At 57.2% G+C, this 22399-nt stretch carries 19 protein-coding genes and 2 pseudogenes; 6 read left to right on the forward strand and 15 right to left on the reverse strand.

Translation table 11 applies throughout. The features are described from left to right. The first annotated feature begins 22 nt into the window (after positions 1-22). Positions 23-1435 carry a hypothetical protein gene (locus N5J69_RS09975; protein WP_279769974.1) on the forward strand — a complete coding sequence of 471 codons (1413 nt, stop codon included), beginning with the start codon at positions 23-25 and terminating at the stop codon, positions 1433-1435. 27 nt (positions 1436-1462) lie between these two features. Here N5J69_RS09975 and ppnP read toward each other — a convergent pair whose 3' ends face one another. The 7 genes and pseudogenes from ppnP to aroL all read right to left on the reverse strand — a co-directional run bounded on the left by ppnP (position 1463) and on the right by aroL (position 7243). Next, positions 1463-1759, reverse strand: coding sequence for a pyrimidine/purine nucleoside phosphorylase (ppnP, locus tag N5J69_RS09980; RefSeq protein WP_013356948.1), 297 nt, complete (start codon positions 1757-1759; stop codon positions 1463-1465). A 95-nt stretch (positions 1760-1854) separates the two neighbouring features. After that, entirely contained in the window at positions 1855-2532 is a 678-nt protein-coding gene (locus N5J69_RS09985) for an AroM family protein (protein WP_279769976.1), read from the reverse strand. 1 nt (position 2533) lies between these two features. Further along, positions 2534-3466, reverse strand: a complete 933-nt coding sequence (locus N5J69_RS09990; protein ID WP_279769978.1) for a DUF1177 domain-containing protein — start codon at positions 3464-3466, stop codon at positions 2534-2536. A gap of 10 nt (positions 3467-3476) precedes the next feature. Beyond that, positions 3477-5033 (reverse strand): annotated as a pseudogene (locus N5J69_RS09995) (OPT/YSL family transporter). A gap of 286 nt (positions 5034-5319) precedes the next feature. Beyond that, a complete protein-coding gene (locus tag N5J69_RS10000) occupies positions 5320-6072 on the reverse strand; it encodes an IclR family transcriptional regulator (protein WP_279769979.1) in 753 nt (250 codons plus the stop codon). A 343-nt stretch (positions 6073-6415) separates the two neighbouring features. Beyond that, entirely contained in the window at positions 6416-6607 is a 192-nt protein-coding gene (locus N5J69_RS10005; RefSeq protein ID WP_033731718.1) for a YaiA family protein, read from the reverse strand. Between the two features lie 111 nt (positions 6608-6718). Further along, the gene (gene aroL, locus N5J69_RS10010) at positions 6719-7243 is read right to left on the reverse strand and encodes a shikimate kinase AroL (protein WP_279769982.1); all 525 of its coding nucleotides are present in this window, start codon (positions 7241-7243) and stop codon (positions 6719-6721) included. A gap of 315 nt (positions 7244-7558) precedes the next feature. Here aroL and N5J69_RS10015 point away from each other — a divergent pair, with 315 nt between their 5' ends. Then, the gene (locus N5J69_RS10015) at positions 7559-8287 is read left to right on the forward strand and encodes a DUF2076 domain-containing protein (RefSeq protein WP_279769984.1); all 729 of its coding nucleotides are present in this window, start codon (positions 7559-7561) and stop codon (positions 8285-8287) included. A 2-nt stretch (positions 8288-8289) separates the two neighbouring features. On the opposite strand, the gene N5J69_RS10020 is transcribed toward N5J69_RS10015, so the two are convergent. Next, the gene (locus N5J69_RS10020; protein WP_279770103.1) at positions 8290-8739 is read right to left on the reverse strand and encodes a YaiI/YqxD family protein; all 450 of its coding nucleotides are present in this window, start codon (positions 8737-8739) and stop codon (positions 8290-8292) included. Positions 8740-8907: 168 nt separating this feature from the next. Between N5J69_RS10020 and proC the strand changes: the two genes are divergently transcribed. After that, on the forward strand, positions 8908-9720 hold the full coding sequence (gene proC / locus N5J69_RS10025) for a pyrroline-5-carboxylate reductase (protein ID WP_279769985.1): 813 nt from the start codon (positions 8908-8910) through the stop codon (positions 9718-9720). Positions 9721-9766: 46 nt separating this feature from the next. Here proC and N5J69_RS10030 read toward each other — a convergent pair. The 3 genes and pseudogenes from N5J69_RS10030 to iraP all read right to left on the reverse strand — a co-directional run bounded on the left by N5J69_RS10030 (position 9767) and on the right by iraP (position 12193). Continuing rightward, a pseudogene (locus tag N5J69_RS10030) lies at positions 9767-11294 on the reverse strand (FAD-dependent oxidoreductase). Between the two features lie 229 nt (positions 11295-11523). After that, positions 11524-11826: a PsiF family protein gene (locus N5J69_RS10035; RefSeq protein ID WP_013356938.1), complete on the reverse strand. Its 303-nt coding sequence runs from the start codon at positions 11824-11826 to the stop codon at positions 11524-11526. A gap of 115 nt (positions 11827-11941) precedes the next feature. Beyond that, entirely contained in the window at positions 11942-12193 is a 252-nt protein-coding gene (gene iraP / locus N5J69_RS10040; protein WP_279769988.1) for an anti-adapter protein IraP, read from the reverse strand. A gap of 610 nt (positions 12194-12803) precedes the next feature. Here iraP and N5J69_RS10045 point away from each other — a divergent pair. After that, positions 12804-15944 carry a beta-galactosidase gene (locus N5J69_RS10045; protein ID WP_279769991.1) on the forward strand — a complete coding sequence of 1047 codons (3141 nt, stop codon included), beginning with the start codon at positions 12804-12806 and terminating at the stop codon, positions 15942-15944. Here N5J69_RS10045 and N5J69_RS10050 read toward each other — a convergent pair. After that, positions 15826-17100, reverse strand: a complete 1275-nt coding sequence (locus N5J69_RS10050; RefSeq protein WP_279769992.1) for a multidrug efflux MFS transporter — start codon at positions 17098-17100, stop codon at positions 15826-15828. The two genes, N5J69_RS10045 and N5J69_RS10050, sit on opposite strands and share 119 nt — an antisense overlap. A gap of 433 nt (positions 17101-17533) precedes the next feature. On the opposite strand from N5J69_RS10050, the gene N5J69_RS10055 reads away from it, so the two are divergent. Next, complete coding sequence (locus N5J69_RS10055) at positions 17534-17785, forward strand: biofilm development regulator YmgB/AriR family protein (RefSeq protein ID WP_279769993.1); 252 nt, start codon at positions 17534-17536, stop codon at positions 17783-17785. Positions 17786-17794: 9 nt separating this feature from the next. On the opposite strand, the gene N5J69_RS10060 is transcribed toward N5J69_RS10055, so the two are convergent. The 3 genes from N5J69_RS10060 to N5J69_RS10070 all read right to left on the reverse strand — a co-directional run bounded on the left by N5J69_RS10060 (position 17795) and on the right by N5J69_RS10070 (position 21442). Next, a complete protein-coding gene (locus N5J69_RS10060) occupies positions 17795-18112 on the reverse strand; it encodes a hypothetical protein (RefSeq protein WP_279769995.1) in 318 nt (105 codons plus the stop codon). Between the two features lie 155 nt (positions 18113-18267). After that, positions 18268-18564: an I78 family peptidase inhibitor gene (locus N5J69_RS10065; RefSeq protein ID WP_279769997.1), complete on the reverse strand. Its 297-nt coding sequence runs from the start codon at positions 18562-18564 to the stop codon at positions 18268-18270. 274 nt (positions 18565-18838) lie between these two features. Next, a complete protein-coding gene (locus N5J69_RS10070) occupies positions 18839-21442 on the reverse strand; it encodes an EAL domain-containing protein (protein WP_279770000.1) in 2604 nt (867 codons plus the stop codon). Positions 21443-21655: 213 nt separating this feature from the next. Between N5J69_RS10070 and N5J69_RS10075 the strand changes: the two genes are divergently transcribed. Next, positions 21656-22306: a type II CAAX endopeptidase family protein gene (locus tag N5J69_RS10075; protein WP_010255238.1), complete on the forward strand. Its 651-nt coding sequence runs from the start codon at positions 21656-21658 to the stop codon at positions 22304-22306. The last annotated feature ends 93 nt before the right edge of the window (positions 22307-22399 follow it).

The raw sequence follows: 22399 nt of genomic DNA on the forward strand, positions 1-22399 counted from the left end.
CTTTGGTAAAGGACTTCCACCCATGACCCGCTTATTACGGTACCTATTTTTATTCTGCACTCTGTCGCTTCTGTCACTCTCTGCACGCAGCCAGCCCGCCTCGGATGATCCGCCCAGCGTCAGCCGTTTCGATGCCGTACGCATCAATGATCGCCTGAATGTGATGATAGCTATTCCCGGTAAAAACGGAGGCGCAATGCAGATCTGGCAGGCTTTTGATTGCAAAAAGCCTTATTCCGAAGCACTTTACCGCCACATGGTCGATGCAGAAGGCAACCCACAAGGCCGTTTTTATGGCAATGAGTATGACCGCTACAGCGCACCTCAGCCTGGCCCCAATCAGGATCCGGCTGTTCTGAAAAAAATCTGCGCATTGCCAGAACAATCAGTGACCTGGGAAAAAATCGACTCGACTGATAAATATGGCGCTACGACGCTGATTGACGTTGCCAGCCTGAAACGTGAGGGAGATAAATTGCGGGTCCGGGTCGGCACCGATTACGCAGCCAGCGATTTCGATCCGCCCTTTGATGCGCCCTACAGCCTGAAGGTTGAAAATTACCGTTTTAACTGCGCAACTGGTGTCAGTACACCTTTGTCCATGTTTGATATTGATGACAAAGGTTACGTGACCGATTCGCTGGATGGAGGCCAACTGGCGCGCCGTAAAGCTGATTTTGCTCTGACACCACTGCTACAAAAAACCTTTGCTCAACTCTGTACGCTGCCAGATATGAAGAAATTTCATGCGCTGGGGCGCTTCAAATCCGCATCGCATAAATCTTCCGGTGCGACGGCACAGCATATGCTACCCGACCTGAATGGCAATCCGGCCTCGGTGCTGGCCGCCGTCCCGCTTGATCCTGCACTGCAGCAGCAGCTGAAAACTCTGGTTCATCCCTGGGCCACGCCGCGTTTTCGCCAGCTCAGCTGGGTTGAAAATGGCCGAAAAAGTCACGTCAGCGTTCAGATGGTGGCGGATGAGTCGGGCTTTATTCGCAAGCTGGAGGATTACGGTCTCTGGAAAGTGCAGCGTCTGACGATTGCCAATGATATTCAGCTCGCCTTTGCCATGTCGATTTCCTATTCCCCTTCGCGCTTAAAACAGCTTAGCTCGACGCTGCGTTATCCGCTTATCGCCGGACAGCACTATCAGAACGACATGGTGAGTGAGGGTAGCGTGGAAAAAGATGAGGAAAGTCATCAGCGGGAAACCTGTGCTGTCTCCAGCGGTGGTGACGCGCGGGAGATTAACCCAGCATTTAGCGGACGTTATCTGAAGGTGGCCTGTACCATCGCGACAGACAAACAGCCTGTCACCATCATAGAGAGTGCCTGGCTTGAAGACCTGCGGGTTTTAGCACCACTAAGGGCAAAAACAGGTGATAAACCGATGGACACTATCACCCTGAGTGATGTGAAGATTATTCGCTAGAAAAAAAGGCCGCTTAGCGGCCCTTTTTTAGTCTTTATCTTTCAGGTAACGGCAGAGATAAGAACTTGGCTCGCCAACCTGCAGATGAAATTCGCTGTGGCCCGGCACGTTAAATACCGAACCCGCTTCAAACCATTTCCACTCGGTCTCACCTGGCAGCAGCACTTTAAGCGAGCCGCTGACCACGGTCATCTCTTCCGGCTGGCCGGTACCAAATGTGTATTCACCTTCAGCCATTACACCCACGCTGGCACGGCCGGTGCTCGCACTGTCAAAACCGATAGATTTAACTTTTCCGTCAAAATACTCACTTACATTGAGCATAATAGTTCTCCAGAGCACATGTTGTGTGTCAGGCAGTGTAGAAGGGAACCTGCTGATCTGTCACGCGAAATGATGGCGGTTTGTGATCGCCTGCGTCAGGGCAGCAGCTCCGCCGCCAGTCGGGCCACCAGCTGATTAGAGAGCAGAACCGGCACACCCAGCCGCTGCTGTAACACTGCCTGATGCTGCTGGTGATATCCCATGCAGTCCAGCACCACCAGCGCTGCGCCCTGCGCTTTCAGACTGTCTGCAGCATCAAAGAAGGCTGCCGGATCGCCCTGATAAGGACTGGCAACCGCATAGCAGGGTTGCCCGGGCAGTTTCTTCCATTTGCCCGCCTGCTCAACAATCTGCTCCTCAACCGGCACCACAATCCCGACCCGCTGCTGCTGCACGAGGGCGCAGATAAGCGGAGGAATGATGCGATCCGGCTCCAGCAGGATCGCACGCCGGGTAACGAGCTGGCTGAATTCACCGGTGCAGAGCAGCAGAATGGTGTCGTACCCCATCTGCTCCAGCGTGCTGATTTTACGCTGTAATCCCTGCTCGACTTTTGGCGCGGACAGCCGCACCTGTTCCCCATTCTGTAACCGCGATACCAGAACCCTTTCGCCCGCTGCTGGCGCGAAGCGTGCGGCGATATCAGCCACGCTGAGTCCATCCAGCAAACCGGCATGATCGGTCACCGCATCCGGCAGATGCTGACGCAGTAATGGCAGAATATCGCTGCGCGGTGACTGCCCAATGGTGAGCGTCGCCAGTGATTTCGCCATCTCAGTGATTCCGGTGACGCAGATGCGCCAGGCTGCCATAGAGCGAAATCAGCCGCGCATACTCTTCGGCATCGTAGAAGTGACAGGTTCCACGACCAAACTCCTTCGCCACCTCGATAGCAAATTTCGCCGCTGCCGCAATGTCCACTTCATGACTGGCCCCGGTTCCGCAGCCCGGCACCACCGACTCAGCTGTGATGGCCACACCCACCACCGGGACATCGGTGGCGGTTGAGGGTTGGAGGATACTGTTGAGGTGATAAACCCCATTGCCGTAAGGCGTAATATCCTGCGTGGTAACAGGGAATGTCACCGCCGGACGGCCGCTGGTCATCTCCATGATGCGCAGCAAATCTTCTGACACCCGCAGGATGTAGCCCTCTTTTACCGTCGGCGACAGGGCAAATCCTTTGTGATTGATGATGCGGTTACCTTTGGTGGTATCGATCGACAGAATCGCATCCACGTTTGCCACCACTTCATTGTCATTCATGGTGACATCATCAATCGGTGAATCCATAAAATCGACCGGCTGATGCGGCCGTGTCGGCGCATCAGGACAGATATGGGTCGTGATAATAACGTCGCCTGCGAGCCTGTCGCCTTTGCTCTGCATCTGCGCCAGCTTAAGCGCGCTGGCGATTGCCGCTATCGCACCATCCGCATCCGATACCAAACCGATACGGCCTGGACGGGCACCAATGCCCCCCAGGCGACCAATAATGCCCAGCGTTGGTGCCGTGCCGCCGCCTGATTTACCCTGCGTACCAGGGATATCAACGCGCACAAAATCCGTACGCCCTTTGGGTCCGGTGACGCGGGTAAAGCGGGCCACAACATCAGGATAGGCAGCGAACAGATCCACGACCTGCTGCCCGTCAATGTGGGCGCTGTCCAGTAACTCAAAAACCGCCAGGGTCTGCTGCAAGCTCATGCTTTATCCTTTATTTTTTGCTGCTGGCAAACAGCGAATGAAAGAAGCTGTAGAGGGCATCACCGGCAATAAAACCTGCCGCCATGACCTCCATAGGCGAGCGGCCCCGTTCGCCCCAGATGCGAATAATCACAATGCGTAAGGCGATCCCCACCACTACCGCCCAGCCCGCCATCGCGTTATTAATTAATAAACCGGTGGCGAGCAGGACGCCCAACTGGCGTTTCGGCCCGCCAGTCAACTGGATAATGGCCCCCGGAATCGCCCACATCAGCAGGTTTCCGGCGATACCGGGTTCAGCACCTGCCTGAATCGTTTTGGCATAAACCCGCGCCACCGGCGGCAGCAGATTGTCGGCAAAGAAAAGGGTATGCGCGTACCAGACCAGGGGAATGGACACCACAAAGGCGATCATTGCCGCGATGAGCTGGACACGACGTCCCCACAACTCCTGCTGCAGATCGGCACCGTTTCCGCGCAGGATAAAGCCCGCCTTCAGGTCATAGCCCATGTCAGCAAACGCCGGGCCGGTGGCGGCAGTAAAGCCGCACAGCAGGCAGAGCGCCAGCGGTGGAAAGCCGAGCAGAATGCCGATAATCAGCGTAATCAGCGCCACGGCAAAAGCCGGGAACCAGCCGGAGTGCATGGCGGCAATGCCGACAATAAGTTCATGGGCGAATGCGGCAAAAGCCGCATAGAGCACAAACAGCAGCAGCATCGCGATGCCCATCTCACTCCACAGGCCGCCCATCAGCGCCAGCAGCGCCGAGATCACGACATACCCCACGCTGCCAAAACCCAGCGCCCGCTGCACTTCATTGCCGTTGCGGCTCACCATCAGCGCATCATTTTTACGGCTGCGGATGACCATCACCACCTGAATCAGCGCCACCAGACCGGCACCGACCATGACCCCGTGCGGAATATAGAGCGCATTAATATCAATACCGGCTACCGGTTGCGCGTAGGCGCGCAGCAGAAAACCGATGCCGAGCATCGCCAGCGCCCAGATATTGCCAATGAAGGCGGTGCCAAAAGCGGACATCGGAATCTTCAGCATGGCACCGACAATACCACCCGCAATGCCCGCCACCAGCAGCCATGCCTGGCGTCCGCCTTTATCGCCCGCTTTGATCGCTTATGCTGCCGCCACGCCGGGTGGCCATGCATTGCTGGCCGGAAAGACGCGGGTATCGAACAGCCGATAAAGCAGCCAGGCATCCAGCAGCATCGCGGCACTGACGCCACAGAACAGCGGCAGCACCAGCTGAGGCTCACCCAGCGCCCAGGGCACGGCAATGGGCATCAGCAGACTGTTCGCCGCCCCGAAGGTCGCTGACGAGATAGCGGTCTGCGCCAGGTTCTGGATTTCAATCGAACGATAACGGCGAAATGCCTGCAGCGGAATTCGCGCCAGCAGCATGGCAAACAGCGCGCCGATAATTGAGGTGTTTGGCGTTACGCCAATGGTGGTAATCAGCTGAATGCCGATAATGGCACCCGCGATGGAAAGAAAAATTAAAACCAGTGCTACGCCAACGTGCTTAATCGGATTTACCCGTTCCATATGTCCCCGCCAGTCCTTGTTCAGAAGAAATGAAATAACGCCCGCCCGCCTGCTGGCAGGTTTACGCCGGTTTTCTGTTTCACTGATCTGATACGTGCCGCATTTCAACAGCCATTGCAGGCAGACGTCGCCCCGGATGTAAACCGATACAGGAGACAGGGGGAGACGAACACAGGCAACCGGGTTGCTGCGTACAACGTGACGATCAGATTGAAAGAAAAAGGCCCGAAGGCCTTGGTTTTCCCTGGTGTGGCGAAAATATTACGCCGATAAAATCGTGGTGAAGTTACGCGCCATATTTTTCGGTCATCTCTGTGGCCGTTGCACGTAATGCTTCAAGGAGCGCTGGCGGGAAACCCGGTTCAGTCTCCAGTGACAAAAACGACAGGCAGAGTGCCACCGTTTCGCCATGATGTTTGTTATGAACAATGACCGACAGCGAGCTGATGCCGGGCAACGATTCATTGCGGGCCAGTGACCAGCCGTGCTGGCGAATGTCGGCCAGACTCGCACAGAGCGCCTCTGGGCTTTGGGGCGAGTTCGCCGGGCCAGCCTGCCAGTGATCATGAAAGCGCGCCAGGACCTCTTCGTCACTGAGCTGCGCTAACAGCGCCCGACCGGTTGAGGTCGCGGCAGCAGGCATTCGGCTGCCCGGCGGTGTGACCATCTGCGTAAAGTGACGCCCATGAAACATGCGCATAACTAATACTTCACGCCCATCAAGCTTCGACACGTATCCCATACAGCCGGTCTTCGCAGCCAGCCTGACCATCGGCGCTGAAACACTGTCAACCAGCGGTGCCGAAAGATAATGTCCGGCGGCGGCCAGCAACACGCGACCAATATGATAACCCCGCGTGTCCGCATCCCGCTCCAGCAGCCCCTGACTTTCCATCGTGGCCAGCAGACGCGAAACGGTGCTCTTCGGCAGCGCCAGCGCCTCAACGACCTCACTGAATGAGAGACCGACATGTCCCTGCGTCACGCCTTTATGCTGAAACAAACGGAGTACGGCAGCGGCATTTTCAAGTGTGGTCATGTTACGTGTTCCACTATATGGAACTGAGTTCCTCAATTGGTGTGACGAAAATAAAACGTCGCGCTTAATCGGTCAAGCGACAATTCATCTCACGCAGGAATCGACAGCAGAGAAAATAACGTAAAAAAAATAATTAGCGGGGCTTTATTTTGCGACGCAAAGAGAGTGCAGAACAGAAGCGCGAGCAGAAAGCCTGTAACAAGAAATCTGCGTCATTTTCGCTTCTTTAATAATCAGATTGAAAGGGGGGGACAACGCGGCGTGGGACTGAAACCGCTTCAGGCAGGAAAAAAGCGCTCAGGGGCGGGCATGACAGGCTGGCGTCCCTGCCAGCAGCAAAGCTTTACTCTTTTTCCACATCCTCGTAACGCTCTTTAGCGTCACGCGCTTCTTCTTCCGTTTCATGCTCGCTGATTAATGAATTCGGTTTGGGGTGATCAGCACGCAATTCGTAGGAGGTTACTTTATTACCCTCAGGACCCTTTTCAACGGGCACAACTTTCGCTTCACGGGGGTATGGTGGTCTGGTCGGCATACTGTGTCCCTCTTGTCTGAAAAACATTCCACAGGACAGGCTGCTGCCTGTCATAAGATCAGTATAGACAATGCCATCTTAAGCGGAGCCAAAGCGGGAAAAATCTGAGGGTTAGCTGGCGCGCGCCAGAGAGAGAGAAAGCAGAATCTCTTCCACCACGCATTCAGGTGCCTGCATGGCATTCACCTGATGATGGGCTGCGGCCTGGTAGAGATGTGCGCGCTCACGCAGCACATCACTCATCTCATCCGCAATCGGACGTCCGGTCAGGGTCGGACGCTGGGCCGCTTCCGGTTCACTTTCCAGCCGCTCTGCCAGCACCTCAGGCGATGCGCTGAGCCAGATCACCTGGCCCTGCTCCTGCATGAAACGGCAGTTTTCTTCAGCCAGAATCATACCGCCACCGGTGGCAATCACGGTTCCGGGTGCCGTCACCGCTTTAAGCGATTCCGTTTCACGAGCGCGGAAGCCTTCCCAGCCTTCTGCCGCAACAATCTCGGCCACGCTGCGCTGCGTGCTGAGTTGCAGATGGTGGTCGGTATCCGTGAAGGCGTAGCCCAGCGCCTGCGACAACGCTTCGCCGACCGTGGTTTTGCCGCAACCGCGAGCGCCAATCAAAAAGATGGGTAGTGACATCAGGGCCGTTCCTCCGCCTGACCGCGCGATGCGGCTGCATGGTTAGCTTAATAATGCGACGCATAATAACTGGAAATTATTAAGGCCTCCACCCGTCAGGCACGATTTACGCATTTTCGTTCCCTGAACAGCAATAATCTTCATGTTTTCAAGGAGAAATGCATGCACGTTTTGTGCATCAGTGCGGTAACGGAGCGATAAAAGCGGCGTAAAACAGCGGCCGGAAGAGGCTGGCAATATTTGCTTACCGCCGCAATTTTACTTTTCACACTGGCGCCCACATATACTGATAACAATCGCCACAGGAGAGACATCATGCAACGCGAAGAACAACAACTGATTGAAGGGCTGTTCAGCCGTCTGAAACAGGCTGAAAGCCAGACCGTGGCACGCGATGCCGCTGCCGAACAACTGATTAACCAGCATCTCCAGGCGCAGCCGGGCGCGCCTTACTACATGGCGCAGGCGATCCTGATTCAGGAAGCCGCGCTGAAAAAACTTAATGAGAAAGTGTCGGCGCTGGAAAGCCAGGTTGCACAGTTGCAGCAACAGCAACAACAACCTGCACAGAGCAGCGGCGGTTTTCTGTCAGGACTGTTTGGCAGCGGTTCGCGCCAGCAGCCCGCTCAGCAACAACAGCAGCAGCAACAGTCACCGTGGAACAGTGCGCCACAGCAACCGGCTCAGCAGCAATATGCCCCGGCCCCGGCGGCAGCACCACGCGGCACCGGTTTCCTTGGCGGCGCACTGCAAACAGCAGTGGGCGTGGCAGGGGGTGTGGTGATGGCCGATATGCTGACCAGTATGTTCCACCATTCACAGCCGGAAGAGATTGTGAATATCATTAACGAGCCGCCGCTGCCGGAGGTGAATGATAATCTCAACACCTTTAACGGTGGCGACGACAATGCCGATAATTTTAACGGCGGTAACGACAGCGCCTTCCTCGATCAGAATACGGGCTGGGACAGTAGTTACGCTGACAACAGCGATCTTAACGATTTTGGCGGCGGTGATTTCGACGACGATGACAGCTTCGTTTAACCTCAGCGTTTCTGCTGGGTGAGCCAGCTGTCCAGCTCATTCGCAAACTGCTGGCGGTCACGCGGACTTAACGCCGCGGGGCCGCCGGTCTGCACGCCGCTTGACCGCAGGGTATCCATAAAATCCCGCATCGTCAGACGTTCACGTATGGTCGCCGGAGAGTAGCGTTCACCGCGCGGATTCAGCGCCGCCGCCCCCTTCTCAATCACCTCAGCCGCCAGCGGAATATCGGCGGTGATCACCAGATCGCCGGGCTGACAGCGTCTGACGATCTCATTATCCGCCACATCAAATCCGGCTGGCACCTGCAGGGTGCGCAGATAAGGCGATGGCGGCACGCGCAGAAACTGGTTTGCCACAAACGTGACCGTGGTCGCGGTGCGATCCGCCGCACGGTAGAGCACCTCTTTGATCACATTCGGACAGGCATCAGCATCGACCCAGATAAACATCATGATTCCTTACAGTCAGAGAAGCCTGAGATCTTGCCGGGTTCCCCTTAAATGGCAAATTTTATTTGCGGCACGCTTTCCAGCCTGCTCGCGGCTGACTTGTTATTCGGGCTGACTGAAGTAAGCTAGCCCACTGAGAAAACCGAATAATGTCCTAAGGAGATGGCGATGCTGGCAAAGAAAATCGGGTTTATCGGCGGGGGAAACATGGCGAAGGCCATTATTGGCGGGCTGGTCAACAGCGGCAAAATCGCCCCGTCTGATATCGTCGTTTACGATCGCAAAGCAGAGACCAACCAGGCGATGGCAGAGCAGTATGGTATCAGCGCGGCTGAGAGTGCTGAGGCACTGGCCCGTGAAGTGGACATCCTGTTCGGCGCGGTGAAACCCAATGTCATCCTGAAAGTATTAAAAGAGCTGGCCAGCAGCCTGAAAAAAGAGGCGCTGGTGGTGTCGATTGCGGCGGGCGTGACGCTGGATTCGCTCTCATCGGTACTGGGCTATGACCGCAAAATTGTCCGGGCGATGCCGAATACCCCCTCGCTGGTGAGCGAAGGCATGACCTCAGTCACCCCCAATGTGCTGGTTGAGCAGGCAGAAATCGATGAAGTGGTGGCGATTTTTGAGAGCTTTGGCAAAGCCGCCGTCGTGGATGAGTATCTGATTCATTCGGTGGTCGGTGTCAGCGGTTCTGCGCCTGCCTATGTGTTTATGTTTATTGAGGCGATGGCGGATGCGGCCGTACTGGGCGGCATGCCACGCGCCCAGGCCTATCAGTTTGCTGCCCAGGCGGTGAAAGGGGCAGCCCAGATGGTGCTCGCCACCGGTAAACATCCGGCTGAACTTAAAGATATGGTCTGCTCCCCCGGCGGCACCACCATTGAAGCCGTGAAGGTGCTGGAAGAAAAAGGGATGCGCTCGGCGGTGATTGAAGCGATGCAGCAGTGCATGGCGAAGTCTGAGAAACTGAGCCGCAGCTAGCTCAGCAGACGTTGCGCAAGGCGGCCTGACCCGCCTTGCGCGCAGCTTAACTGATGTGCGCCTGACAGTGCGCCACCGCGTCAGCGAGCGTCATCGGTTGCTGCATCCGTTCCACCAGCTCAGCGGTCAGCGTATACATGCCGCATGAGCACACGGCGGCCAGTTGTCCCTGCTGACCATAAAACGCCATAAATTTTTTATCCTCCAGCGAGCCAATCAGCTGGAAGTCATCCCATTCTGCCGCGTGGCCAACATACTCATAACGGGTGCCGTACTGGGTCGTCCAGAAAAACGGCACACGATTAAAGACGACGTTCTGATCCAGCATATTCCATGCGGCGGTCTGCCCCTGCTGATGTGCGACGCGATAGTGCTCGATGCGCAACGGCCCCTGTGCCGACGGATACGTGGCGATATCGCCCGCCACCCAGATAGCGTCAGCGACCCGCAGCTGCTCATCTGCCTGCAGGCTGCCATCCTCTGCCAGCGGCAAATCGTGGATAAAATCGGTAGCCGGTTTAACGCCAGTGGCAAACAGGACAACGGTCGCATCCAGCTGCCGTCCGCCCTTAAGCTGGACGCCGCTCACCTGCTTATCGCCTTGTATGGCTTCAATCTCACCCTGCACCCACTTCACGCCGTTTTCCTGATGCAGCTGATAAAAATAGCGGCCAATCTGATCGCCAAACCGTTTAGCAAAGGGCAACGCCTGACGGGCAATCACCGTGACGTCAATGTCACGGTTACGCAGTGCCGACGCCAGTTCGGTGCCGATAAAACTGTTGCCGATAATCACGATTTTATGGCTGGCATCCACCGCCTGTAGCAGCTCATCGGTCTGCGCTTTGCTGCGCAGCAGATGAACCCCATCGAGATCGCTGCCCGGCAAATCGGGACGGACAGGCGTCGCGCCGCTGGCGATCAGCAATTTATCGAAGGCGAGTGTTTCGCCATCCTCTAAGATCAATCGTTGCTGCTGAGCATCCAGGCGACTCACCCTGGCCTGCAGACGCTCTACATGATCCATCACATCGGCTTTCAGCAGCTGCGGCACCTCACTGATATCCATTTTGCCCGACGGCACAAATTTGGTCAGCGCGGTGCGGTCATAAGGCGCGTCCGCTTCCCGTTCAACCAGAATCAGGCGACCTTTAAAACCTTCATGGCGAAGACGCCACAGCGCCGCACTGCCCGCCGCGCCCCCCCCCGAGTACCACATAGACCGGTGCGGCTGCCCCGCTGCCAATGGGGGCTGCGGGTGACATCGCTTTCGGATTCACCAGCACCCGCCCCTCTTCGATGCGGAGCGGATACTGTTTGAGATTGGCTAACGCCAGTGGCTCACACATTTTGCCGTCGGCCAGATGAAACGCGGCTTTATGCCACGGACAGACCAGCCGGTCGCCGCAGATCGCGCCCTGCTCCAGCGGCGCACCCGCGTGCGGGCATTTCGCCTGATAAGCACGGACGTTTTCCCCGTCGCGAATCAGTAACACCTCCACCTCGCCAAGCGTTTTTTTAACCGGCTGTCGCTGGGGCAAATCGTTCAGGTCGGCGGTAAATTGATAGTTCACGGCATGGCTCCTTTCGCTGTTTCTGGTCTGGTGCTGCGCGGCAAAACAAGGGCCGTCGCAAATCCCCACAAACAGTAAGTGTGGCAAAGGAACCGGGAAGCCTGACGATGAATGTTTATCAGAAAGTTAACTGGCTGTTATAGCAGGTAATTTAATCCGCGCCGGGCGGGAGATGGGTCGGCAGTGCGCGACAGGGAGAAGCGGCCACCTGGGTGGCCGTGGGACGCGATCAGCTTTTTTTCAGGCACTGGCTCATAAAGGTTTTGCGCGCATCGCCCGCCAGCTTTTTATCGCCAGCTTCGCCGTTACAGCTTTTCATTTTCATCTGCTGCGGCGACATGTGAGAGAGTTTGCTGTCCTTTTTCAGGCACTCACTCATAAAGGTTTTACGTGCATCCCCTTTGAGATCCTGAGATTTGGCATGCTGGTTACACATCGTCATTTTTTCCTGCTGCGGCGTTTTCTCCGCCGCACCCGCCAGACCACTGACCAGCAGACCCGCCATCATCATCGCCATTAAACCGACTTTCATCTTCTTATCTCCACAGTGGATTATCCCCTGTTATTCTGGCAGCGAATAAGCAAAGCGGAAAATGTTTCAGGTTAAAGTGATGTGAAGATCCCATTCCCGCCTGGCTCCGGGGTCGTTACTGGCGGGGGTACCGCAGCAGCTTTTCGAGGTAATTGCGCAACAGGCGCACATCGTCATTGTCTGCATCGGCCACGTTGTTGATGGCGGTTTCAATCGTGGCAGTCATTTCAAGATGCTGTTGCGGCTCCAGCTTGCGAACCAGTGCGGTCACAACAATTTCCAGCGCCTCTATCTGCGCAACCTGCTCTTTCGCTGTCGCCTCTTTTTCAGCCAGCTTAACCAGTAACTCAGCAATCAGGTTTTTCATGCTGTTGCCTCAGCGGTGATGAAAAGCTGAAATTATCACCACACTGGTTAAAAAAAAAGAGGGCAATAGCCCTTTTTTCAGTGAGTTAACCCACATTCCTGCCCGCTTCTCAGTCGTTTCCGGCTAACCTTGCAGGCGAAACGTTTTGCGGGCAAACATCACCGCTGTTAAACGTTTCGCCTGCCAGTAATCAACAGGCGAGGCTTAGCGCGGATCGACGAATCCGCGGCCCGGCCCGCCGCCGGGTCCGCCCCAGCCACCACCTCCACCACCGCCGCCGCCAGGAGGCGGGAAAAGACATCCGCTTAACGCAGTCACCAATGCCACAACGGCAGCCAGCTTAACGATTCGTACCATAGTTACCTCAGGGTGATAAAATCGGGCTGAGTGTATGAAGCGACCCGCATGGCGGCAAGTGAGATTCCTCCGCATCCGGTGCCTGTTCATCTTTGCTGACCAGACTTAACGTTTTACTGTCAGTAAACCGCCACATTCTCAACATCGCGCCCCGTTACCGGAGCAAACTATTTGTGCAAATCGGGATGGCGGACGCTTTACAGCCTGCATAAATTTGCGCATTGTGAGCGCATTACATTTACAGGATACAATCATGACTCTCTCTCAGGCTGCTTTCAGTGACATCCTCTCCCGGCGCGACTGGGAAAATCCGGTTGTGACCTCGCTGCATCGGCTGGATGCGCACCCGCCCTTTGCCAGCTGGCGGGATGAAATGGCAGCGCGTGATGACAGTCCCTCTCGGTCACAGCAAAGCCTGAATGGCGAGTGGGGCTTCAGTTATTTTTCGCAGCCTGAGGCGGTCCCGGCCAGCTGGTTACTGCAGGATCTGCCGGATGCGACAACAATTCCGGTCCCGGCAAACTGGCAGATGCAGGGCTTTGATGCGCCCATTTACACCAACGTGCAGTATCCCATTCCGGTTAATCCCCCGTATGTGCCCAAAGAGAACCCAACCGGATGTTACTCGCTCACATTCAATGCCGACGCTGACTGGCTTGCTTCCGGGCAGACACGCATCATCTTTGACGGCGTCAATTCGGCCTTTCATCTGTGGTGTAACGGACGCTGGATTGGCTACTCTCAGGACAGCCGCCTGCCTGCCGAATTCGACCTGACGCCCGCGCTGCGACCGGGCAAAAACCGGCTGGCGGTGATGGTGCTGCGCTGGAGCGACGGCAGCTATCTGGAAGATCAGGATATGTGGCGGATGAGCGGCATTTTCCGTGACGTCACGTTGCTGCATAAACCGCGGGTGCATCTGGCCGATGTGCAGCTGGAAACCCGGCTCAGCCCGGCGTTTTACACTGCCACTCTGCGCACTCAGGTCCGCGTTGCTCTGCCGCCTGACGTCACCTCGCACTATCAGCTGCGCCTGACGCTGTGGCAGGGTGAACAGCAGATTGCGCAGTGTCAGCAGCCGCTGGGCAGCGCCATTATTGACGAACGGGGTCATTATCCTGAACGCGCCCTGCTCAGTCTGCCGGTGGAGCAGCCCGCGCTGTGGAGCGCCGAAACGCCTCACCTCTATCGCGCCACGCTGGCGCTGCTGGATGAGAACCAGCAGCTGATCGAAGTGGAAGCATATGATGTCGGCTTCCGTCAGGTCACTATCGACAACGGCCTGCTCTGTCTCAACGGTAAACCGCTGCTGATCCGCGGCACCAACCGCCACGAACATCACCCGGAGCGAGGACAGGTGGTGGATGAAGCGACGATGCGCCGTGACATTGAGCTGATGAAGCAACACAATTTCAATGCGGTGCGCTGTTCGCACTATCCCAATCATCCGCTCTGGTATCGGCTGTGTGACCAGTATGGGCTTTATGTGGTGGATGAGGCGAATATCGAAACCCACGGCATGCAGCCGATGAACCGGCTCTCCGACGATCCGCGCTGGTTTGCCGCCTACAGCGAGCGCGTGACGCGCATGGTGCAGCGCGATCGTAACCACTGCAGCATTATTATCTGGTCGCTGGGCAATGAGTCGGGGCATGGTGCCACGCATGATGCGCTCTACCGCTGGGTGAAAAGCAGCGACCCAACCCGTCCTGTTCAGTATGAAGGCGGCGGTGCGGATACCGCCGCAACCGATATTATCTGCCCGATGTATGCCAGGGTCGATGAAGATCAGCCGTTCCCGGCCGTGCCGAAATGGTCGCTGAAAAAGTGGATCGGTCTGCCGGGTGAGACGCGCCCGCTGATCCTGTGTGAATACGCCCATGCGATGGGCAACAGTTTCGGCGGTTTTGCGAAGTACTGGGAGGCGTTCCGCCAGTTTCCGCGTCTGCAGGGTGGCTTCGTCTGGGACTGGGTTGATCAAAGCCTGACCCGCTATGACGACCAGGGCCAGCCCTGGCAGGCCTACGGCGGCGATTTTGGCGATAAACCTAACGATCGCCAGTTCTGTATGAACGGGCTGGTGTTTGCCGATCGCACGCCGCATCCGGCGCTTTATGAAGCCCAGCGCGCCCAGCAGTTCTTCCAGTTCACGGTCGATCCCGGCGATCCGCTGAGCTTTACGGTCAGCAGCGACTATCTGTTCCGTCACAGCGACAATGAAGTGCTGCGCTGGCGCATTGAGCAGGAAGGACACAGGGTGGCGGAAGGTGAAGTCATGCTGGATATCGCCGCGCAGGGAGACCAGCGGATCACGCTGCCGTCACCGCCAGCGTTACACGGCGAATGCTGGCTTAATGTCGCGGTTCATCAGATTCACCCAACCCGCTGGAGCGCCGCCGACTGGCGTGTTGCCTGGCACCAGTGGGCGCTGCCTTCGGTGCTGGCGCTGCCATCGCAGCCGGAAACAGCTGCAGCGCCAGTCCTCCATGAGGACGCCAGTGAAATAATCGTCACCCATCAGCAGCAACGCTGGCATTTTTCACGCCACAGCGGCGAACTGACGCAATGGTTTGTTGATGAACAGCCGACGCTGCTCTCCCCGCTTCAGGACTGCTTTATTCGCGCGCCGCTGGACAATGATATCGGCACCAGCGAAGCGGAGCGGGTCGATCCGAACGCGTGGGTCGAACGCTGGAAAGCGGCGGGTTATGACCAGATGAGCAGCCAGCGGGTGTCGATCACCGCGAATGCATTGTCGCACGCGGTGCAGATTGAGACGCTGCACCGCTGGCTCGCCAACGGCCAGTGCGCCTTTATCAGCCGGAAACGTTATCTGATCACCGCACAGGGTGAGTTACAGCTACAGCTTTCCGTTGAGCAGTCACGCGGCTTGCCGCCCCCCGCACGCATCGGCTTGCGCTGCGCGCTGGTGCAGATTCCGCAGCAGGTGAGCTGGCTCGGCCTGGGGCCGCATGAGAACTATCCCGATCGCCAGCTGGCTGCACAGTTTTCCCGCTGGCAACTGCCGCTGGATCAGCTTTCAACGCCCTACATTTTCCCCGGTGAGAATGGCCTGCGCGGCGGCGTGCGTCAGCTCGACAGCGGCAGCTGGCAGGTTAGCGGCGGCGGGTTTGCTTTCTCACTGAGCCGCTTCAGTCTGGAGCAGCTGCGTGACGCCTCCCACCGCCATCTTCTGCGCCCGGAAGCGGGCTGCTGGCTGCATCTGGATGCCTTCCATATGGGTGTTGGCGGTGATGACTCCTGGAGTCCCAGCGTCAGTCCTGAGTTTTTGCTGACTCAGCAGCGCTGGCAGGCTGAACTGACGATTTGTCAGCCGACGCAGGCAGCGCGGTCTTCGGACGCCGGTAAAAACGCGTCAGAAACACCACATTAATCAGCACCATCACGGCGGTGGCAAGAAAGACCCAGCGAAAACCTGCCACCGCCGACACCGCCGCCCCCAGCAGCGGGCCAGTGACATTACCCAGATACATAAACGACTGGTTATAACCGAAGATCCGGCCGGTGATAGTGTCGCGTGAGTGACGTACCAGCAGGGTCTGCACCGCAGGCATCATCGCGCCATCGGCGAAGCCCAGCAGAAAACGCAATACGCCCAGCTGCGTTGCGCTGGTAACAAAGGACATCGCAACAAACAGCAGCAGTGAGATGATCATGGTCGCCAGCAGGATGCGCTGCGTACCAATGCGATCGCCAAGTCGTCCCAGCCGGGGCGCGGCCAGAAGTGCAGAGACCCCAGGCAGCGCCGCAATCACCCCGCTGAGAAACGCGATATTCTCCGCGGTCGGTGCCAGTTCCCGCACGAAGAGCGTCAGGATCGGATTCACCGATCCGTTGCACATCTGGATCACCATCGTGGTGAAAAACAGGCAGAGCATCAGTTTCGGGTTATCCAGCGAGCGGAACACGTCACGTCCGCTGAGCGTCTCCTTTTTACTGACCGGGGTATACCCCGTCTCTTTAATCAGGAACAGCGTCACCAGAAAGCTCACCATCAGCAGCGCGGCGGTGACAAGAAACACCATACGCAAACCGACCCAGTCTGCCAGCAGCCCGCCCAGCATCGGCCCCAGAATCACTCCGCCAATCTGCCCGGTTGAAACACAGCTCAGCGCCCAGCCGCTGCGTTCACGCGGAACCTGAGCGGCCACCAGCGCCATGGCGTTGGGGATGTAGCCGGAGGTCAGCCCCATCAGGGCGCGCAGCAGCAGTAGCTGCCAGGCTTCGGTGACAAACGCCTGAAGCAGAATCACCACTCCCATGCCAGACGCGGCGCGCAGCAGCATCAGCTTACGGCCTTTGCGATCGGCCAGACTGCCCCACAGCGGGGCCACTGCCGCCGAGATCACAAAGGTGATGCTGAAGGTGAGACCCGACCAGAGGCTCAGTGATTCGCCACCGGTGACGCCAAGCTGCTCAAGGTAGAGCGGCAGAAACGGGATAATCTGGCTGATAGCCAGGCCAGTAAAAAAACAGCCAAACCAGACCGAGATCAGGTTTATTTTCCAGGATTCAGGCGAACGTGGCATGAGCAGATGATGTTAAGAGAAGGAACGTTCAGTCTACCGCGGGCGTTGTCAGCGTGACCGACAAAACATGGCACAAACGGCAAAAGACCGCATTCTTTCTGATTCAGCACACTATACCCGCGAAAAATGTCCCTGATCTGCGGTTTACAGCGTGAACCTCGCGGTGGGCAACCTGCTCTGACGCCCTCTTCCTCAACCCGCCCTCATCAATATGAAAAAATATGTCATTCTGTTACTGACAACCCTTCACCCCGCTTCTATGTTTAAAAAATCGTCAGTCTTGGCGATGCGGCGATCATTCCGCCTGGCGCGACGTCCTCCGCTAAAAAACGGTAGATCATCCGGCTACGCTGGGGCAGTCCAGCTTATGACATACACATATGCCCTTACGCAGGCGTAAGGGTCGGGAGAGTGTTTCAGCGGAGGTAGGGAAATGAGAATGCAACCTGGCAGCGCCAGCCGTGCCATCAGCGACTATTTTAACAGCCCGAACTGGCGAACCCCGCCAGAGTCCGATCTGCTGGCGGTTATTCTGCGCGAAATTATGGAAGCGGGTGAACCCGCCACCAGTAAAGCGCTTATTGCGCGGGTGATCGACAAACTGGCCGTGGAGGGCGATGAGGCGCAGTTGCAGCGTTATCGCACCCTGCTGGCACAGCTCATCGACACCCAGCCAGACGTGTGAACCTGCCGTTTACTTTATCCAGCGCAGGTTATCCGCTTCACTGATGCTGGCCCGTCCGCTGCTGCGCTGAAACAGGCAGAGCTCCCGTCCACGTCTGTTTTTCATCTGCGGCTGGGGATAACGCCCCTCCAGCAACAGTGCGCTGTAACCCGTGTTGTCGTCATACTCGATTGGCTCACCCGACAGCTTTACTTTGCTCAGGTGGCTGGCGTTAATGCACGCCTGCACCATGACCTGACGGCTCTGCTGCCAGGCCTCTTCACTGGACGCCTGCGCCAGTGTGCTGCTGAGTAACAGTATGGGCAGAAGTGCCCCTGTGCGTTTCATCTTCTCTGCTCCTGTTCCGGCCCGAGGGCGCTAAAAAAATTCCCGCCGGGGCGGGAATAAACAAGACGAGCACTATTTATTGTGTGACGAGGAAGTTTCTTAAACGCGCTGTTATCCTCGCCTGCCGTTATGACAAGCCTATGACAGGCCGGTCGTCAGCCACAATAAACCGAGCTGATATTGCCATTTTTGTCGCCCAGGAAGTTAAGCCGGTTGAGGTTGAAGTCCATGGTGACGGCAGAATGATACGGGATGGGACGCACCTGCTGCTCGAAGTGCTGCCCCTGAAGCGCGGTCAGGGGTTTGCCGACATAGTGCTGAAACTGAGAGGCTCCGCAGCGGTCTGCTTCAGGATCCTGCGGCGCACTGGCAGTATCAGGTTGAGTTGCAGACTGGCAGGCGGTTAAAGCAAACAGACCCACTACCACTAGCCCTTTTCCATAAAATTTCACGTTTGTTCTCCTGTTGGACGTGTAAAACCTGCCCCAAGAGTAGCAAAGCGAGCCTCCTGACCAGAAGCCAGAAAAGGTAAAGTTGTTAAATGCAACCGCAATCCGGATGTCGCACGCGCCTGTTTTTAAGATTAATCGCACTGACTGCCTAAAAAAAGCACAGTGAGCCGCTAGACTATTTCAGGAATATTCTTATCTCTGTGGAGGTCATGATGGAACTGATTATTTTTGTTGTCTGCGCGATGCTGATGACCGCCGTAGCGGTCAAAGTCCGTTAAACCGACTCAGTCTGGTTTTGCGTGGTTCTTTCCAGAAGCGTACTGAAGGCAGCCAGTGGCATCGGACGACCGAGGAAGTAGCCTTGCCCCTCTTCGCACGACAGCTGCTTTAGCTGATTCAGCTGCGCTTCTGTCTCAATCCCCTCAGCCGTAATCGTCAGCGCAAAGGCGCGTGCCAGCGCGATAATCCCCGCCACCACCGATTGCGCCTGCTGCGACTCAGGGAAATCCTTCATCCAGGAACGATCGATCTTCAGGCCATTAAACGGGAAGGTTTTCAGATAACCCAGTGCCGCATAGCCGGTTCCGAAATCGTCAACGGTTAACCTCACGCCCAGCGACCGCAACCCCTGCATCACCTCCAGCGCATGCTGTGGATGTTCAAAGGTGACGTTCTCCGTAATCTCCAGCTCCAGCCTTGTCGCGGGAAGACCGCTTTTCGCCAGCGTATCGGCCACCCGCTGCACCAGATCGCTGGTGCGAAATTCCATCGGCGAAATGTTGACGGACACATAGCGGTCGCCGCCCCAGCCCAGGGCATCCTGACAGGCGCGCATCAGCACCCAGTCGCTGATGGTGGCGATCAGACCGCTCTCTTCCGCCAGCGGAATAAAGTGGTCAGGCGTAATCCATTGATCCGGGGCAATCTGCCAGCGAATCAGTGCCTCGGCCCCCGCCAGCTGACCGGTCAGCAGTTGATAGCGGGGCTGGTAGTGCAGGCGAAATTCATTGTTCTTCAGCGCTTTCTCAATCCGCCGCGCCATTTCACGCTTATCCTCGCGCTGGCTGGCCATTTCACTGGCATACCAGACCCACTGATTGCGTCCGGCTTCGCGCGCCTCCGTCAGCGCAATATCGGCCATGCGCAGCAGCCCTTCCGGGTGGCTGGCATCCTGCGGGACACAGGCAATCCCCATGCTGATGGTGAGATAATGGACATGCTGGCCGGTGCTGATCGGCTGCTGGATCTCATGCACCAGCCGGGCACAACGCTGATCGACGCGCTCGCGGTTCGTTTCACGCAATACCAGCACAAACTCATCCCCGCCCAGTCGCGCCACCAGCTCCTGCGGGCCGATACAGCGCTTCAGACGCTGTGCGACCTGGCTCAGCACCTCATCGCCCGTTGCATGGCCCCAGGTTTCGTTGATTGGCCTGAACTGATCGAGATCGAGGGTAATCAGCGTCAGCGGCGCGATTCCCTCCGGCTTCTCAAGATGCTGTGTCAGAAACTCCTGCAGCTGCACACGGTTCGACAGACCCGTTAACACGTCGTGACGCGACAGGAACTGAATGCGCGCCTCCGCTTCCATACCCTGCGTGATGTCCGATACCGTGCCGCGGAAGCCGATGCGCCGAGTGTCGTGCCAGACGGTTTTCGCCACCAGCTGGCCGATACGGCGGTTACCCTGGGCCGACATAAACTGGCAGCGCAGAGGCATCTGTTGCGCCTCCTGCTCCTGGCGCAGCAGCCAGGCGACCAGCGAGTGGCTGGGATGGGTCAGCAGCTGATCAATGTGTCGTCCCAGCCAGTGTGACATGTCGTGTCCGGTGACGTTTTCAAAGCGTGCGGACAGGTAGATCAGGCGGCCCTCCTCATCCGTTTCCCAGATCCAGTCTGACGCCGCCTCAGCGAGATCGCGAAACCGCGCTTCGCTGCTGGCCAGCTCCTGCTGGCTGATCGCCAGCATAGCAAAGCGCCGGTCTGAGAGGATCGCATTGGAGAGTGCATGGCGGCTGACGCGATGGGTAATGATGCCGATGATGATCGCCGTCATCATCAGCAGTGGCAGCAGAAACCAGATCAGGCCCATGCCAGGCATCTTTGGCGTCCAGCGCAGCACAACCGGCTCGCCGCCAGGCAACGGTTGTGTCATCCGCGGTTCACGCAGGGCATCCTCTTCACTGACGGGCAGACGGAGTCCGCGCACATCCAGCGTTGTGCCCAGCGCCTGTAATTTGTCGGGCGTGAAGAGACTGACAAACACCATGATTGACGCTGGCCCCGCCATAGGCGGCACGTTCGTCAGTTTGCCGCTGCTGATCGGTGCGGCTACCACAATGGCGGGCAGGTGATTGACCAGGGCATCACGGGCTATCGCTTTATTGTTGAGCTGACGCGCAGCCGCAATCATCGGCCGGGTCTCACTGCCCAGCCACGCCTCCAGCGGCGTATCCACCAGCTGCCCGTTAATCACGCTGTAGGTGGTGTGGCCTTTGCTGTCGACCACGAACACGCCTTCATAGTGATACTCTTCGTAGAGGCCCGGTCCGAAGTTCTCTTCGTCATACGCCCAGACTTTGTTCACCCTGACATGGAGATTGCGCCAGGCTTCACCCCAGAAGGCATAGTCCCGGATATCTGTAATCATCGCCTCCTGACGATTTTGCCACGCCTGCTGCATCAGCATCCGGTCATGCTCAACCGATGCGCTGTTCTGGCGCTGCGCAATTGTCAGCACCATCAGCATCGAGAGCACCAGCACACCAAACAGCAGCAGCGAAAGCGTGCGCAGGCTGCGCCGCGTAAAGCGGACAGTGCGGTCTTCAGCGGCATGTCTGAATGGCGGCGACGGCGGCGTCGGAGGGGTAAAAGTCATCAAGAGTGCTCACTACACAGCCAGAGGTTAAGATCACAGGCCTGCAATACCACATACGTTGCTGGCCAGATTAGTTTCATCAGTTATCGGCTCACATGCCCGGGTGTTTAGCCTGCAGGTAACATTTTGCGCTTAAATATTGTGTTACAGGCTCACTCGACAGCGATCGGGTGCATTGCTACTATGCGCTAACCTTCGCTGGCAGAGTCGCCTATGAACACCAATTCCGACAGAGTGACCCTGACGCTGTTCTACGTCGGCAGCTTTGTGGTCTATTACCTGGTTACCATGCTGATCACGCTGTTTCCTAATTACAGCGTGCTGCGTAATGACGGCCTGCTGGTTCCCGTACTCTGCCTGTTTGAATTTGCTGTTATCTACCCGCTTTATCGCTTCTACTGCCAGCGTCGCACCGATTTGCCGCTGGGTGAGCTTTGCACGCTGCAAACCCTGCTGTTTACCGGCGCACTGTTTGTGCTGATGGCGGCACAGATGCAGTTCATGCAGCCGGAAGGGTGGCTGGTGATGCAGGCCCAGCAGGGACGTAATTCACTGTTGATCCTGCTGCTGACCGCCGTGCTGCTGGCCCCGGTATTTGAAGAGGTGCTGTTCCGCGGTTTCCTGTTGCAGGGTTTTCTGCTGTGGGCACCCCGCAGTCGCTTTGCCTGTATGCTGCTGACCTCACTGCTGTTTGCCGTGATGCATACGCAGTATGTGCACTGGCAGACCCTTATTGCGCTGACGCTGTTTTCGCTGCTGCTTTGCTACGCCCGGCTGCGCAGTAACAGTCTGGCGCTGCCCATTTTCCTGCACACCCTGAACAACCTGATTGCGCTGCTGCCCGCCTGGTATTTCGCGGGCTAGTTCTGCACCTGCTCCCCCCTCTTACACCGCCCGCACCCTGCCGCCACCTCCTGTCTGGCAGGCCACAGCTCACACTGACAATGCCGCCCCGTC

This window comes from Pantoea sp. GD03673 (genome assembly GCF_029844725.1).
GTDB lineage: Bacteria > Pseudomonadota > Gammaproteobacteria > Enterobacterales > Enterobacteriaceae > Pantoea.